The 14,573-nt window shown below is 35.7% G+C and carries 14 protein-coding genes and 1 other annotated feature; of the genes, 12 read left to right on the top strand and 2 right to left on the bottom strand.

The features are described 5' to 3' along the window. Positions 1–16: 16 nt before the first annotated feature. The 3 genes from KFD70_RS15460 to KFD70_RS15450 all read left to right on the top strand — a co-directional run bounded on the left by KFD70_RS15460 (position 17) and on the right by KFD70_RS15450 (position 3,762). Positions 17–1,774, top strand: coding sequence for an ABC transporter ATP-binding protein (locus KFD70_RS15460; protein ID WP_336453567.1), 1,758 nt, complete (start codon positions 17–19; stop codon positions 1,772–1,774). Positions 1,775–2,029: 255 nt separating this feature from the next. After that, positions 2,030–2,707, top strand: coding sequence for an envelope stress response regulator transcription factor HitR (gene hitR, locus KFD70_RS15455; protein WP_336453566.1), 678 nt, complete (start codon positions 2,030–2,032; stop codon positions 2,705–2,707). Next, positions 2,689–3,762: a sensor histidine kinase gene (locus KFD70_RS15450; RefSeq protein WP_336453620.1), complete on the top strand. Its 1,074-nt coding sequence runs from the start codon at positions 2,689–2,691 to the stop codon at positions 3,760–3,762. Before hitR ends, KFD70_RS15450 begins: the two co-directional genes overlap by 19 nt. A gap of 66 nt (positions 3,763–3,828) precedes the next feature. Here KFD70_RS15450 and KFD70_RS15445 read toward each other — a convergent pair whose 3' ends face one another. Continuing rightward, a complete protein-coding gene (locus KFD70_RS15445) occupies positions 3,829–4,392 on the bottom strand; it encodes a hypothetical protein (RefSeq protein ID WP_336453565.1) in 564 nt (187 codons plus the stop codon). A 212-nt stretch (positions 4,393–4,604) separates the two neighbouring features. Between KFD70_RS15445 and KFD70_RS15440 the strand changes: the two genes are divergently transcribed. The 5 genes from KFD70_RS15440 to KFD70_RS15420 all read left to right on the top strand — a co-directional run bounded on the left by KFD70_RS15440 (position 4,605) and on the right by KFD70_RS15420 (position 8,635). After that, a complete protein-coding gene (locus KFD70_RS15440; RefSeq protein ID WP_336453564.1) occupies positions 4,605–5,324 on the top strand; it encodes a 3-ketoacyl-ACP reductase in 720 nt (239 codons plus the stop codon). A 121-nt stretch (positions 5,325–5,445) separates the two neighbouring features. Continuing rightward, positions 5,446–6,117 carry an O-methyltransferase gene (locus KFD70_RS15435; protein ID WP_336453563.1) on the top strand — a complete coding sequence of 224 codons (672 nt, stop codon included), beginning with the start codon at positions 5,446–5,448 and terminating at the stop codon, positions 6,115–6,117. A gap of 161 nt (positions 6,118–6,278) precedes the next feature. Next, on the top strand, positions 6,279–7,151 hold the full coding sequence (locus KFD70_RS15430) for an aminoglycoside 6-adenylyltransferase (protein WP_336453562.1): 873 nt from the start codon (positions 6,279–6,281) through the stop codon (positions 7,149–7,151). A gap of 121 nt (positions 7,152–7,272) precedes the next feature. Beyond that, entirely contained in the window at positions 7,273–8,118 is an 846-nt protein-coding gene (locus tag KFD70_RS15425; protein WP_336453561.1) for a peptidoglycan-N-acetylglucosamine deacetylase, read from the top strand. Between the two features lie 175 nt (positions 8,119–8,293). Beyond that, positions 8,294–8,635, top strand: a complete 342-nt coding sequence (locus KFD70_RS15420; RefSeq protein ID WP_336453560.1) for an SdpI family protein — start codon at positions 8,294–8,296, stop codon at positions 8,633–8,635. Positions 8,636–8,797: 162 nt separating this feature from the next. On the opposite strand, the gene KFD70_RS15415 is transcribed toward KFD70_RS15420, so the two are convergent. Continuing rightward, positions 8,798–9,403: an NUDIX hydrolase gene (locus KFD70_RS15415; RefSeq protein WP_336453559.1), complete on the bottom strand. Its 606-nt coding sequence runs from the start codon at positions 9,401–9,403 to the stop codon at positions 8,798–8,800. An 85-nt stretch (positions 9,404–9,488) separates the two neighbouring features. Between KFD70_RS15415 and KFD70_RS15410 the strand changes: the two genes are divergently transcribed. The 4 genes from KFD70_RS15410 to thrB all read left to right on the top strand — a co-directional run bounded on the left by KFD70_RS15410 (position 9,489) and on the right by thrB (position 14,441). Then, complete coding sequence (locus tag KFD70_RS15410) at positions 9,489–10,127, top strand: pyridoxamine 5'-phosphate oxidase family protein (protein WP_336453558.1); 639 nt, start codon at positions 9,489–9,491, stop codon at positions 10,125–10,127. A 325-nt stretch (positions 10,128–10,452) separates the two neighbouring features. Continuing rightward, positions 10,453–10,686, top strand: a binding site (T-box leader). 506 nt (positions 10,687–11,192) lie between these two features. Beyond that, positions 11,193–12,488 (top strand): homoserine dehydrogenase, encoded by a 1,296-nt coding sequence (locus KFD70_RS15405; protein ID WP_336453557.1) that lies wholly within the window; start codon positions 11,193–11,195, stop codon positions 12,486–12,488. Then, positions 12,481–13,539 (top strand): threonine synthase, encoded by a 1,059-nt coding sequence (gene thrC / locus KFD70_RS15400; protein ID WP_336453556.1) that lies wholly within the window; start codon positions 12,481–12,483, stop codon positions 13,537–13,539. Before KFD70_RS15405 ends, thrC begins: the two co-directional genes overlap by 8 nt. Then, a complete protein-coding gene (gene thrB, locus KFD70_RS15395; protein ID WP_336453555.1) occupies positions 13,536–14,441 on the top strand; it encodes a homoserine kinase in 906 nt (301 codons plus the stop codon). The genes thrC and thrB overlap by 4 nt, the downstream gene beginning before the upstream one ends. Positions 14,442–14,573 lie beyond the last annotated feature (132 nt).

The raw sequence follows: 14,573 nt of genomic DNA, 5'->3' as shown, positions 1-14,573 counted from the left end.
AAGGAGATGACCAGAAATGGAACAAAATACAGAGAAGAAAAAGGGAAGTTGGAGGAAGTTTTTACGGCTTATTCAAGATACAAATCCTCCGAACAGTATTCTTATATTTGCATTAGTAATGAGTTTGTTGTCAACAGGGGCAAGTTTGTTTATTCCAATACTTACAAAAGGATTAGTTGATAATTTTTCGATTTCCTCAATCAGTACAATGCAAATTGTTGGCTTAGTTACATTTTTTGTTGTTCAAACAATCGCGTCAGGATTATCCATTTATTTACTCAATTATATTGGGCAAAAAATTGTAGCAGGAATTAGAGAACGACTATGGAAAAAAGTTTTGATTTTACCGGTTTCTTACTATGATCAAAACAAAACGGGTGACACAATTAGTCGCATGACAAACGATACAGGTGTTGTAAGAACGTTAATATCAGAGCACCTGTCTAGCTTATTAACGGGTGGTATTTCTATTGTTGGATCGTTAATTGTATTATTTGTTTTAGATTGGAAAATGACAGTTCTACTATTAACTGTTATTCCGTTATCTGTATTGATTTTAGTGCCCCTTGGAAGAATGATGTATAAAATTTCTAAAACGTTGCAAGATGAGACAGCTTCTTTTACGAGTGTGTTAAACCAAGTGTTATCAGAAATACGCTTGGTGAAATCTTCAAATACAGAATCTAGAGAATATGAAAATGGTAACAAAGGAATTCAGAAGTTATTACAATTTGGTTTGAAAGAAGGAAAAGTTCAGGCTCTCATTACGCCAGTTATGTCATTTGTTTTAATGGCGCTACTTGTTATTATTGTAGGATACGGCGGAATGCGTGTTTCTAGTGGTGCATTAACAACTGGGGAACTTGTGGCATTTATTCTATATTTAGTGCAAATTGTTATGCCAATGAGTCAACTTTCTATGTTTTTTACACAATTCCAAAAGGCAATTGGTGCAACAGAACGTATTCATACTATTTTAGAATATGAAGTTGAAAATCATATAGATGGTATTCAGGTAACGAATGCAAAGCAATCTATTTTGATTGAAAATGTAGATTTTGAGTATAACGAAGAAGAAAAGGTACTACAAAATATTCATTTTACAATTGAATCAGGAAAAGTAACTGCCATAGTAGGACCTAGTGGTAGTGGGAAAACAACCTTATTTTCTTTATTAGAACGCTTTTATGAACCAAAGAGTGGTGTAATAAAGTTAGGAAAAGACCCTATTTCAACATACTCATTACAATCATGGCGACGTCAAATTGGATATGTATCACAAGATAGCCCGTTAATTGATGGAACAATCCGAGATAATATTTGTTATGGGGTAGAAGGGGAAGTAAGTGAAGAAGAAATAAAACGAGTGGCAGCGATGGCTTATGTTGATGCATTTATTGATGATTTACCGAAAGGATACGATACAGAAGTTGGCGAACGTGGTGTGAAATTATCTGGGGGCCAAAGACAACGCATTGCAATTGCTCGTGCGTTGCTCCGAAATCCTCAAATTTTAATGTTAGATGAAGCGACGTCCAGTCTTGATAGTAAATCGGAATCTGTTGTTCAAAAAGCGTTAAATAACCTAATGAAAGGCAGAACAACTTTAGTGATTGCACACCGACTTTCTACTGTTGTAGATGCAGACAAAATTATCTTTATTGAAAAAGGAAAAATTACAGGAAGTGGCTCTCACGATGAATTGTTACGTTCTCATGATATGTACCGAGAATTTGCAACGCAGCAATTGAAAATTAAAGAGGGAGCGCTATAAAGTGAAACTTTAATCAGTGGGGGTTTTCTTCATACCCAACTGATTATCAGACCTCACCAATCAGGCTTTTACGGGCAGTGGATCCCCCACCTATCTCCCTCGTTTCTCTCTGAATCTTGAGGTGGAGTTCTTACTGCCCGCAAATAGCGGGATAAAACGATTGTAGTATTGGATTTTGAAGCAGTAGAGATTTTTTTTAACTTCACTGCTTATTCATCATTATAACTGGCATGATGAAAGAGGAGAGGTGATGATTTGATGCCGAGAATTTTAGTAGTAGATGATGATCCACACATTAGAGAGTTAGTTTCTGTGTTTTTGGAGCGAGAAGGTTTTCAAACATACGAGGCGATTGATGGGATGGATGCTCTCCGGAAAATAGAAGAAGTGAAAATGGATATGGTTATACTCGATATCATGATGCCAAATATGGATGGCTGGGAACTATGCTATGAATTAAGAAAATATTACGACATCCCTCTTCTAATGCTTACAGCAAAAGGAGAAACTTCGCAAAAGGTGAAAGGGTTCCAGTTGGGGACGGATGATTATCTCGTAAAACCTTTTGATCCATTAGAATTAGTTGTACGAGTAAAAGCGTTACTGAAGCGATATCAGATCACTGTGTCACAGTCTATTCAAGTCGGAAATGTGTTGTTAAATCATAAAACATTTGAAGTTACCATCGGAGAAAAAGCGATAACATTACCTTTAAAAGAATTCGAGCTATTGTTTATGATAGGCTCAAAAGTAGGTAGAACATGTTCAAGGGAACAATTGATTGAAGAAGTGTGGGGTTATGATTTTGAAGGGAATGAACGGACATTAGATGTTCATATTAATCGTTTACGTGAGAAGTTTCAGGAAGAACAATCAGGTTTTACAATAAAGACAATTCGAGGGCTAGGTTATCGATTAGAGGTAAGGAAATGAGCAGGCGAAAGTTTTGGAAGGTAACGGGGAGTATTGTAGGAGTGTTTTCCACTCTCATTGCTATGTGGTCAATTGCATTTTTTGTATCGTCGAATGTGTTACGTGTTCTTAAAATCGAAGTATCACCTTTTGTCACGTTTCTTATTAGTGATATACTTGGATTTTTATTTGTTGTTCTTATTAGTATGTTAATTGGTATTTTGATGAGACCAAAGCGAGAAGCAATGGTTTGGTCCATTATTGAGCCGATACAGAAAATTACAAAAGGTGATTTTTCCGTAAAAATAAGGAATGAAGAGCAGTATGATGGAGAAATAGGTGTTCTTGTGAAAAGTATTAATGAAATGGCGGATGAATTGAATGTAATGGAAAGAATGAGACAAGAATTTGTATCTAATGTTTCGCATGAAATTCAATCACCGTTAACATCGATTAAAGGGTTTGCGCGCGCACTCCAAGATGATTACTTACCAGATGAAAAGAGAAAACATTATCTTACTATTATTGAAACAGAGACAACAAGACTATCTAAGCTTAGCCATAATTTGCTTAAATTAACATTGTTAGAATCTGAAGAGTATGTACCAGAGCGAGTAACATATCGATTAGATCAACAATTAAAACAAATTGTGCTAAATTGTGAGCCATTGTGGAGTGAAAAGGAAATTGAGCTAGAATTATCTTTAGAGAAAATGTATATCACTGCAGATGAAGAAAGTATGAGCCAAGTATGGATAAACTTACTTCACAATAGTATAAAATTTACTCCAAATGGCGGAGCAATTACAATTCAATTAATACAAAATGACGAACAGGCTGAAGTTCATATTCGTGATACAGGAATTGGAATTTCAGAAGAACAAAGAGAGCATATTTTTGAACGCTTTTATAAAGCTGATTCATCACGAAATCGTGCGTATGGAGGCAGTGGTTTAGGATTGGCAATTGTGAAGAAAGTGATTGATCTTCATCGGGGGAAAATACAGGTAGCAAGTGTGGTTGGAAATGGAACTGAGTTTATCATCTCAATCCCTGATAGTAAATTTATAAATTAAACAATGATGGTTAAATCTAGGGAAAACAATCTTTTATAAATAGGGCATGTCCTATTTATAAAAGATTTATTCTTTAAAAGAACATTTCCCATATTCACACCTATGTTGATAAGCTAGTCCTTCGCTGTTGATGCGATATACATAATGGGATTCTTTATCTTTCTTAAAATCTACAAAGGCTTCTGCTCCATTTTTATCATCATCCACATCAATGAATTGAACATGACGTATGGAATAATCTTTATCTTTTTTTAGACCTCTTTTTGCTAAGTTTTTGTGAATACCTGTTGTTAATTGATCAAAGAGGCTCCAGTTTAGATTTTTGTTTTCAAATAGTTCAGTATGCCTTCCTAAAATCCCGTTTTCCTGTATTATTTTCTTGTTAGTATCATATTGATAAACATATGTAAAATAAGGTTCATCCGTAAATACTACATGTGCGTAAGATCCCATTATACTTTTTATATGTTCTTTTTTGTATCCTTTATTAGTTTGAAGATAATGATATGTATCATTTTCAATTTTTTTATAGTTTATAGGATTTCCGTACCAAGAGTATAATCCTAATATAACTATGATCAATCCAGCTAGTATAATTCCTCCTAATCGTTTTTTTCTCCTCATTTTCATCCCTCCTATTTATAAGTTGATTATATATTAAAAATAAGAAGGATACGTTATCTAAAACTGGTTACATATGTAATTTGTGAATCGTACATTGAACACAATAGTTACTTATAAGTAACCTACGCACATAAAAGTGCATAATTGCATTTTAAATTAGATGCAGATAGAATTCATGATAGGAAAAAGCAATTTAGAATCATTGAGGAGTGTTATATTTGGCAGAATTATTACAAGGGAAAAATGCATTAATTACAGGAGCGGGAAGAGGAATTGGTCGTGCTGTAGCGATTGCTTTAGCAAAAGAAGGCGTAAATGTTGGTCTTTTAGCGCGCTCTGAAGAGAACTTAAAAGCAGTTGCGAAAGAAGTGGAGGCAGAAGGTGTCAATGCTGTAATTGCTACTGCGGATGTATCTTCATATGAAGAAGTGACTACTGCTATTGAAACATTAAAAAGTGGATTAGGTTCTATTGATATTTTAATTAATAATGCGGGTATTTCTAAGTTTGGTAAATTTTTAGAACTAGATGTTGCTGATTGGGAAAAAATTATCCAGGTCAACTTAATGGGTGTATACTATGCAACTCGCGCAGCATTACCAAGTATGATTGAACAACAGTCTGGTGACATCATTAACATCTCATCTACGGCAGGACAAAAAGGTGCACCAGTAACAAGTGCATACAGTGCTTCTAAATTTGGTGTTCTTGGTTTAACAGAATCGTTAGCGATGGAAGTACGTAAACATAACATTCGTGTAACGGCTTTAACACCGAGTACAGTTGCGACGGATATGGCAGTAGATCTAGGATTAACAGATGGTAATCCAGATAGAGTTATGCAAGCAGAAGATATTGCAGAGTTTATCGTAGCCCAGCTGAAATTAAATAAACGTACATTTATTAAATCGGCTGGACTTTGGTCTACTAATCCGTAAAAATAAATAAAAAAGATTTGGCTTAGGGCCAAATCTTTTTTATTTATTTTTCAGTCTGAATTTTTCGTCTATAATGATATTGAAGGGTTATCTTACATAATTAGAAGGGAATGGTATTGGCATGAATCATATCGATAAATGGAAGGTTTTCGATGATTATATTACGGACTTGCTTGTGCCAACTGATCCTATTTTGAATGAGGTACTTCAAGCGAATGCTAAAGCTGATCTACCAGCACATGATGTTTCGATAGCTCAAGGAAAGTTCTTGCAATTGTTAGTGCAAATTCATGGAGTACAAAATATTTTAGAGATTGGAACATTAGGAGGGTATAGTACAATATGGCTTGCAAGAGCTTTACCAACAGGTGGTCGTCTTATTACGCTTGAGACAAGTGAAAAGCACGCTGAAATTGCTCGTGCTAATTTTGAAAAAGCTAAATTGAGTGATGTGGTTCATGTACGAACAGGGATGGCAGTAGACTCGTTACAACAAATAGCTAATGAAAACCATGAACCATTTGATTTTATTTTTATTGATGCAGATAAACAAAACAATCCTGCATATTTTGAATGGGCTCTTAAACTGTCAAAGCCTGGTAGCTTAATAATAGGGGATAATGTAGTGCGCGAAGGGGAAGTGATTAATGCTTCAAGTGATGACCCGCGCGTGCAAGGAATACGTCGTTTTTATGAGTTAATAGCTAATGAACCACGTGTTACTGCCACAGCAATTCAAACAGTAGGGAGTAAAGGATATGATGGATTTGTAATGGCGCTTGTAACAGAGTGATAAAATTTAAATGGGGCTATAGATCTAGTAGACTAGGAGGAGAAAAAATGAAGAAACTATTTGATATGTTATAACGTGTATGGAATACAGGAAATCCTTCTCGTGCTCCTCCGAAACGAATAGAGTACAGTGGAATAATAAAATTTGGAGGTTATAAAAATATGAGAAGCGAAAAAGAAATGATGGATTTAATATTAAATACAGCGAGAGAAGATGAACGGATTCGTGCAGTTATTATGAATGGCTCTCGTGTGAATCCAAATGTGAAGAAAGATTGTTTTCAAGATTACGATATTATATATGTGGTGAAAGGTATAAGGTTATTCACATCTGATCACAGCTGGATTAATAAATTTGGAGAAAGAATGATTGTACAAATGCCAGAAGAAAGCACTTTAATTCCACCCGAAGAGGATGGAAGATTTCCTTATTTGATGCAGTTTATAGACGGGAATCGAATCGATTTGACTTTAATTCCAGTAGAATTAGTAAAGGAACTTCTTGATAGAGATAGCTTAAGTGTACTTCTTCTGGATAAAGATAGCTGTATTGAACCGTTCCCACCAGCAAGTGATTCAGATTATCTTATAACTAGGCTAAGTGAAAAAGAATTTACAGATTGCTGTAATGAGTTTTGGTGGTGTAGTACCAATGTTGCTAAGGGGCTGTGGAGAGAAGAACTACCTTATGTAAAAGAGATGCTTGAAGGTCCTGTGCGAGATATGCTGGTGCAGATGCTAGAGTGGCATATTGGGATGAAGACAAATTTTACAGTAAGCGCTGGAAAGTTTGGGAAGTATTTTGAAAAATACCTTGAGCAGGACGTGTGGAAACAATATGTGGAGACTTTTTCAAATGCGGAGTATGAAAACATTTGGAAGTCTGTCTTTATAATGGGGAATTTATTTAGAGAAACTGCAATCGGGATTGCTAGCTATTTTAGTTACAAATATCCACAAACTGATGATGATAGAGTGACAAACTATTTAGAGCATGTGAAGTCTTTACCGAGAGATAGTCAAGAAATTTATTAAGTAGATAGAAGGGAAGTAAGATCGTTCCAAAGGTGGGACGGTCTTATTTCTGTTTGTGAATATGGACCTTTCTAACAAAATTCGAATGAACGACATATAAAATATAAGGGAGGTTTTTATCATGTACTATTTTTATCCATCCGAAATGTTTAGTCCTTTTCAGTGGAATCTAGAACGTAATATTCCTTTTTATACTCCGTATTCTTATATACCGTATTCAGATCCTTTTTATTATCAAAATTATCCTAGTTCGATTCATAATTTATCAAATGTTGATTTAGGTAACGAAGTGCAAAGTGAGGAGGAGGTTCGAGGCTCTTGGACTCCGTTTTCATGGGTTGAAAAATATGCTTATGCGTTTTCAGGACCATTTAATAAAGCTGAGGTTGCTCTTACATTTGATGATGGGCCAGATCTTGTATTTACCCCGCAAATATTAGATAAGCTAAAAAGTTATGGTGTGAAAGGTACTTTTTTTCTTCTAGGTGAAAATGCAGAAAGGTATCCTAATGTAGTAAAGCGAATTGCGAATGAGGGTCATATTATTGGGAATCATTCGTACAATCATCCCAATTTAGCTAAAGTGAGTGATGAAGAATACCGGAATCAAATTGTAAAAACAGAAGAGACATTGAAGAGGTTGGTGGGGTATGCGCCAAAGTTTATACGTCCACCTTATGGTGAAATACTTGAAAAACAGTTGGGATGGGCGACAGAGCAAAACTTTATGATTGTACAGTGGAGTGTAGATACAGTTGATTGGAAAGGTGTAAGTGCAGAGCAGATTACAAATACTGTATTAGGAAATGCGTTTCCGGGAAGTGTTATATTACAACACTCTACCCCAGGAGCGAACTTGCAAGGATCCGTAGACTCATTAGATCGAATTATTCCTCAACTGAAAGCAAAAGGATCACGATTTGTGACGCTTCCTAGCATGTTTCAAACGTCGAAACAGAGAAAGTAAATATAAAACAATGAGGTTGGGGAATGGACATAAAATACTGTATTCAGTTTGTACATCATTTAAACAAGAGTGGTGTATTTTTTTGTTATGGAAAATATAGGTTGTGATTAATTTTTATTGTATAATAAAGATGTGTATTGAAAAATAGGTGTGTGGATGTGAGAGGGAGGATAAGATGACATATGCACTTGTAAATATAGGGATGAGCATGTTAATCGGTATTATATTTATACTAACTGCACTCATATTGCAAAAAAATCCACCAACAGATATTAACGCAGTATACGGGTATCGAACAAAGCGTTCAATGAAAAATAAAGATCTATGGAATGCTGGAAATCGATATAGTGCTGAAGTTATGAAACAAAATGGTGTTTTTATGATTTTAGTAGGGAGCGCAATTGGATTGCTATTTAAATATACGCATACAACGATTGTGATCTTAAGTCTTATGATTATATTAATCATTCGTATGTTTGTAAAGGTAGAGAAGAAATTAAAGACACTAGAGGAATAATGAATTGTATTTGCCCCGCATTAACGGGCAGTAAGAATCCCACCTCAAAGTTCAGCAAAAGCAAAGAAGTTAGGGGGGAATCAACTGCTCGTACAAACCCGACTGGTGAGGGCTGATTAAAGTTTCACTTTACCAATCCTTGATGATGCAAACTTTAAAAAACTATTTTTTTAGCATAGCTTGTCCTTTTTCCACAACAAATTCATAATATTCGAGTTCATATGGATAGATATCTTCAAATGTTATTGTAATAGGTTTAGCGTTTTTGTTTACAACTGGAATACCTGTTGTAGAGGAAATTGCCCCTTTTAACAGTTGTAAGAAAGAAGCCGCATTTACTTTCATTACATCTTCAACTTCATCACCTGGTGCAAACGGAAGTGATTTTGTAACAGCGTGAAAATACATATGACACATTTCACGATCAATGAAGTGCGGGATTTCATGATTGATTTTAAAAATGCCTTTGTATTCTAAATCAGTAGCTTGAAAGGAGAGGCCTAATTCCTCTTCTACTTCACGAAGACCACCTATTCGTGCATCTTCACCATCCATAATATGTCCAGCAGATGTAATATCCCATTTTCCTGGGAAATCTTTCTTGTTTTTAGCTCGTAATTGGAAGTATAACAACATGTCTTCATTTTCTTTTTCCACAAACCAGCAATGGAATGTTTCGTGCCAATCACCGTCACGATGTACATCATCACGTAGTTTTTTTCCAATTTTGTTTCCTTCTGCATCAAATATCGTTAACCATTCTGTCATTTATATTCCCCTTTCTATATAGTTTAGTATACAATAATTGTATGTAATTTTGGGAAAATAAAGAAAAATCAAGGGGGTATATTGAATGGGACTGGAGGAAACAAAAATCAACTCTTTCATTTCAACGGAAGAAGAATTACGTCTTATTTTAGGGTATCCAAGTGAGCGTGCGGTGAAGAAAGTGATTCCATCTCTTGATCATCATTGTCGTGATTTTCTATCTAAATCTCCGTTTCTTGTAATGTCTACTTCAGATAAGTTTGGGTATTGTGATGCTTCGCCAAGAGGAGATGCACCTGGATTTGTACATGTTTTAAATGAAAATCAAATTGTAATTCCAGAAAGGCCGGGGAATCGCCGAGTAGATTCGATTCTTAATATTTTATCTAACCCAAAGGTGGGGCTTATCTTTCTTATTCCAGGGCTTGGAGAATCATTACGAATAAATGGGCGTGCAGCTATTACAAACGATGAAGAGATTTTAGAGAAGATGCAAGTAAATGGTCGCAGTCCGCTATTGGGAATTGTTGTGGAAGTAGAAGAATGTTTTATTCATTGTGCAAAAGCATTTATACGTTCTGAATTATGGAATCCAGATTCTTGGTTAGAAAAAAAAGCATTACCATCAGCGGCAAAAATACTTGTTGATCATGCCAAAGTGAATGTAAATGAAGAAGAAGTGGCACGATCGTTAGAAGAAAGTTATACGAAAAGGTTATATTAAAAAATTGTATTGTGTATGGTTTGAGGAAGTATATAAATATAATGAATATATAAAAACTAGAAAGATATTTGCTTCAATGGTAGCCAGTATGTAGTAAAGGTTAATAAAAAAGATTTATAAGTGTTTGTTATCTTAACTCCGCATTTTTTGATGAAGAGTTTATAGGTTTCTGTATGAGTGAAATTGTTATTTTAAGATATAAAATGTAACGTTAATCATGTTTTAGGATAAAAGCTATACGAAAAGTAAAAGGAATATTTCTTTGAAAATAGGCTTGCTTTTTTGAATTATCGTAATTATAATAATTTAACAAGTAGCCATGAACGAAAAAGTAATGATAAGGACACGAGATTATTTTTACGGTTTGCAGAGAGGGAGGCCATAGGCTGTGAGCTTCCTAACACAAAAAATAATCTTACCACCTTTGAACTCTGGTAGTGAACGAGTAATCTAGTAATTATTGGCGGTCTCAGCCGTTATCTGAACTTGAGCAATTCAAAATGGAAGTATATTTGGATTGGAACAAGGGTGGAACCACGAAAGCACATTCGTCCCTTTTATAGGGAGAGTGTGTTTTTTTTATAGAATAAATATTTAAAAATTAAAAAAAATAAAAACTTTTCTTGCTTTTTTGTAATATGTACGTATAATGAATTAACAAATAGAACCGAACGAAAAGTAATGATAAGGACACGAGGTCATTTTCACGGTTTGCAGAGAGGGAAGCCATAGGCTGCGAGCTTCCTAACACGAGAAATAATCTTACCACCTTTGAACTCTGGTAGTGAACGAGTAATCTAGTAATTATTGGCGGTCTCAGCCGTTATCTGAACTTGAGCAATTCAAAATAGAAGTATATTTGGATTGGAACAAGGGTGGAACCACGAAAGCACACTCGTCCCTTTTATAGGGATGAGTGTTTTTTTTTTTTTTTTTATGTATTGCTGAATTGAAAGGAGGTGCAGTTGGAGTGAAACAATTGGTCCGAACGAGAACCACCATTGACTGCGCAAATAGGAAGAAGTTAATCATCCAGTATTTTGAAAAATAGGAGGAGATTTAAAAATGAAGAATGTAGTACACGTTGGAGTATTAGGGCTTGGAACTGTAGGGAGCGGTGTCGTTCATATTTTGGAAGATCACAAGGAGAAAATTAGCCTTGATACAGGATATGAAGTGAAGGTAAAGGCCGTGGCAGTACGTGATGTGGAAAAAGAACGTGATGTTTCAATTGATGGAATCCTGATAACAAATGATGCAAATGAAATTTTAGAAGACTCTAATATTGATATCGTAGTAGAAGTGATGGGCGGAATTCTAGAAGCAAAACAGGCTATTGTAAGAGCGTTACGCAATAAAAAACATGTCGTAACTGCAAACAAAGATTTAATGGCTGTATATGGTAATGAATTATTAAAGTTAGCAAATGAAAATGGCTGTCAGTTGTATTATGAAGCAAGTGTAGCTGGAGGGATTCCAATTTTAAGAGGATTAGTAGATGGCTTAGCTTCTGATCATATTGAAAAAATTATGGGAATTGTAAATGGTACAACAAATTATATATTAACAAAAATGAGTCAAAATGGTTGGTCATATGAACAAGCGTTGCAAGAAGCACAAAAGCTAGGGTTTGCAGAATCAGATCCGTCAGCAGATGTAGATGGACTAGATGCTGCGCGAAAAGTGGCTATTCTTGCAAATTTAGGATTTTCGATGAATGTTTCTTTAGATGATGTACGTGTTCGAGGGATTCGAAATGTCGAAAAAGAAGATTTAGAAATGGCTAGGAAACTAGGTTATACTATGAAACTGGTTGGGAAAGCGGAGAAGCAAGGTTCGGCTATTAACTTAAGCGTAGCGCCTACTTTATTACCGAGCCATCATCCACTATCTAATGTGAACAACGAATTTAACGCTGTATATGTACACGGTCATGCTGTTGGGGAAGTTATGTTTTATGGGCCAGGGGCTGGAAAATTACCAACAGGATCTGCTGTAGTGAGTGATATTATTTCAATCGTTAAAAATATGAATCAAGTAATGAAAAGTCAAGATGTGCTAAAAAAGTCAGTGCCTTATAAATTAAAACGGGATGAAGAAGTTGTTTCGAAATACTTTTTACGTATCTTATTGCGAGATGAACCAGGAATGTTTCAAAAAATAACAGAATGTTTCGTTAATGGGTTGATTAGCTTAGAAGAAATTATACAATTGCCATTCAATCAAGAGCTGGCGGAAATTGTGATTGTGACGCATCAAACTTCAAAATATCAGTTTGAAAAAGTTTTAGCATCAATAGAGAGTGTAGCGAATGAAATAAAGAGTTATTACGCTATTGAGGAGGAGAAACAATATGTATAAAGGATTATTAAAGCAATATGCTTCTTATTTACCAGTGAATGATCATACACCAGATGTAAGCTTAATGGAAGGAAATACACCACTTATTCCACTTCTGAATATTTCTAAAGAATTAGGGATTCATTTATATGGGAAATATGAAGGTGCTAATCCAACAGGATCTTTTAAAGATAGAGGAATGGTAATGGCCGTAGCGAAAGCAAAAGAAGAAGGGTCACAAGCAATCATTTGTGCTTCAACAGGCAATACATCCGCATCGGCAGCGGCATATGCTGCTCGCCTTGGGATGAAGTGCATTATTGTTATACCAGAAGGGAAAATTGCTCATGGAAAGTTAGCACAAGCAATCGCATATGGAGCAGAGATTATTTCGATAGAAGGAAACTTTGATGATGCGCTTCGAGCTGTACGCCAAATTGCGGCAGAAGAGCCGATTACATTAGTAAACTCGGTGAATCCATATCGAATTGAAGGTCAAAAAACAGCTGCGTTTGAAATTTGTGATCAGTTGCAAAAAGCACCAGATGTTCTTGCTATTCCAGTTGGAAATGCTGGGAATATTACGGCGTATTGGAAAGGTTTCTGTGAGTATGAAAAAGAGAAGGGATTTAAAAAGCCAAAAATTCATGGTTTTGAAGCAGAAGGAGCAGCTGCAATTGTTAAAGGTCATGTCATTGATTCACCAGAAACAGTCGCAACTGCGATTCGCATTGGTAATCCAGCAAGCTGGTCCTACGCTGTAGAAGCAGCGGAACAATCAAATGGTGAGATTGATATGGTGACAGATGAAGAAATCTTACATGCTTATCGATTGTTAGCGAAAACAGAGGGAGTTTTTGCAGAACCAGGGTCAAATGCTTCTCTGGCGGGTGTAATCAAACATGTTCAAGCAGGGAAAATTCAAAAGGGAGAGACAGTTGTTGCTGTGTTAACAGGAAATGGTTTAAAAGACCCTGACATTGCTATTGCTTCTAATCATTTGGAAATTGCAAGTGTTTCAAATGATATGGAACAAATAAAAGAACATATTAAAGGAGTGATTGTTTCGTGATTCCATTTAAAGTTCGTGTTCCAGCTAGTACAGCAAATGTAGGGCCTGGTTTTGACTCTGTTGGAATAGCGTTATCATTATATTTGGAAGTAGCTGTGAAAGAAAAGTCAACTCATTGGTATGTTGCACATTCATTTGATTCTTCAATTCCCAGTGATGAAAGAAATTTAATTGTAAGTACGGCACTTAAAGTATGTCCTTCTTTATCTCCACATACAATAGAAGCTACTAGTAATATTCCGCTCGCGCGAGGGTTAGGAAGTAGTGCATCAGCCATTGTAGCGGGAATAGAACTTGCAAATCAACTTGGGGAATTACATTTAACAACAGACGAAAAAATTCACCTCGCTACGAATTTTGAGGGACACCCTGATAATGTAGCTGCTTCTATTTTAGGAGGTACTGTTATTGGGGCGATGGATGGGGGGCATGTATCTGTTGTTAGAATAGAGAGTAAAGAATTAGGGGTAATCTCTCTTATTCCTGATGAAGAATTAAATACAAATAAAAGTCGTTCTGTATTACCAGAGACATTTCACTTTCATGATGCAGTTCGTGCTAGCGCGGTAAGTAACGTATTAGTGGCAGCGTTATGCCAAAAGAAATGGGAAATTGTTGGTGAAATGATGGAAAGGGATCTGTTTCATGAACCATATCGTTCACAGCTTATTCCCTTATTACCAGAAATCCGCCAGTATGCAAAAAAAATTGGAGCATATGGAACTGCGCTTAGCGGTGCTGGACCAGCGGTTTTTATTCTGACCCCGTATGAAAAACGTCAGGAAATTGCGGTGCAATTAGCAAAAGTATTTCCGGCTATGCAAGCTTGTCAGTTAGAAATTGATCATGAAGGAACGGTTGTGAAAAGAGAGGAAAGCGCAGGTTTATCAGTAAGAAAATAAAGTACGAAAACAAAAGGGTACAGACTTAATCTAAAAAGATTAAGTCTGTACCCTTTTGCTATGCTCATTGGAATATTGGAGCTTTTTATAATGATTTCTTTATCATTTCGTATTGCCACATTCCTGTAACAA

This window comes from Bacillus pfraonensis, from assembly GCF_050768835.1.
GTDB lineage: Bacteria > Bacillota > Bacilli > Bacillales > Bacillaceae_G > Bacillus_A > Bacillus_A pfraonensis.
The sequence above is the reverse complement of the archived record's forward strand: the minus strand, read 5'-3'. Positions and strand labels throughout refer to the sequence as shown.

Bases quoted from the DNA above. Each gene is read 5' to 3' on its own strand.
- KFD70_RS15460 (WP_336453567.1), top strand. From the start codon at position 17: ATGGAACAAAATACAGAGAAGAAAAAGGGAAGTTGGAGGAAGTTTTTA.
- KFD70_RS15445 (WP_336453565.1), bottom strand. From the start codon at position 4,392: ATGAAAATGAGGAGAAAAAAACGATTAGGAGGAATTATACTAGCTGGA.
- KFD70_RS15435 (WP_336453563.1), top strand. From the start codon at position 5,446: ATGAATCATATCGATAAATGGAAGGTTTTCGATGATTATATTACGGAC.
- KFD70_RS15430 (WP_336453562.1), top strand. From the start codon at position 6,279: ATGAGAAGCGAAAAAGAAATGATGGATTTAATATTAAATACAGCGAGA.
- KFD70_RS15425 (WP_336453561.1), top strand. From the start codon at position 7,273: ATGTACTATTTTTATCCATCCGAAATGTTTAGTCCTTTTCAGTGGAAT.
- KFD70_RS15420 (WP_336453560.1), top strand. From the start codon at position 8,294: ATGACATATGCACTTGTAAATATAGGGATGAGCATGTTAATCGGTATT.
- KFD70_RS15415 (WP_336453559.1), bottom strand. From the start codon at position 9,403: ATGACAGAATGGTTAACGATATTTGATGCAGAAGGAAACAAAATTGGA.
- KFD70_RS15410 (WP_336453558.1), top strand. From the start codon at position 9,489: ATGGGACTGGAGGAAACAAAAATCAACTCTTTCATTTCAACGGAAGAA.
- KFD70_RS15405 (WP_336453557.1), top strand. From the start codon at position 11,193: ATGAAGAATGTAGTACACGTTGGAGTATTAGGGCTTGGAACTGTAGGG.
- thrC (WP_336453556.1), top strand. From the start codon at position 12,481: ATGTATAAAGGATTATTAAAGCAATATGCTTCTTATTTACCAGTGAAT.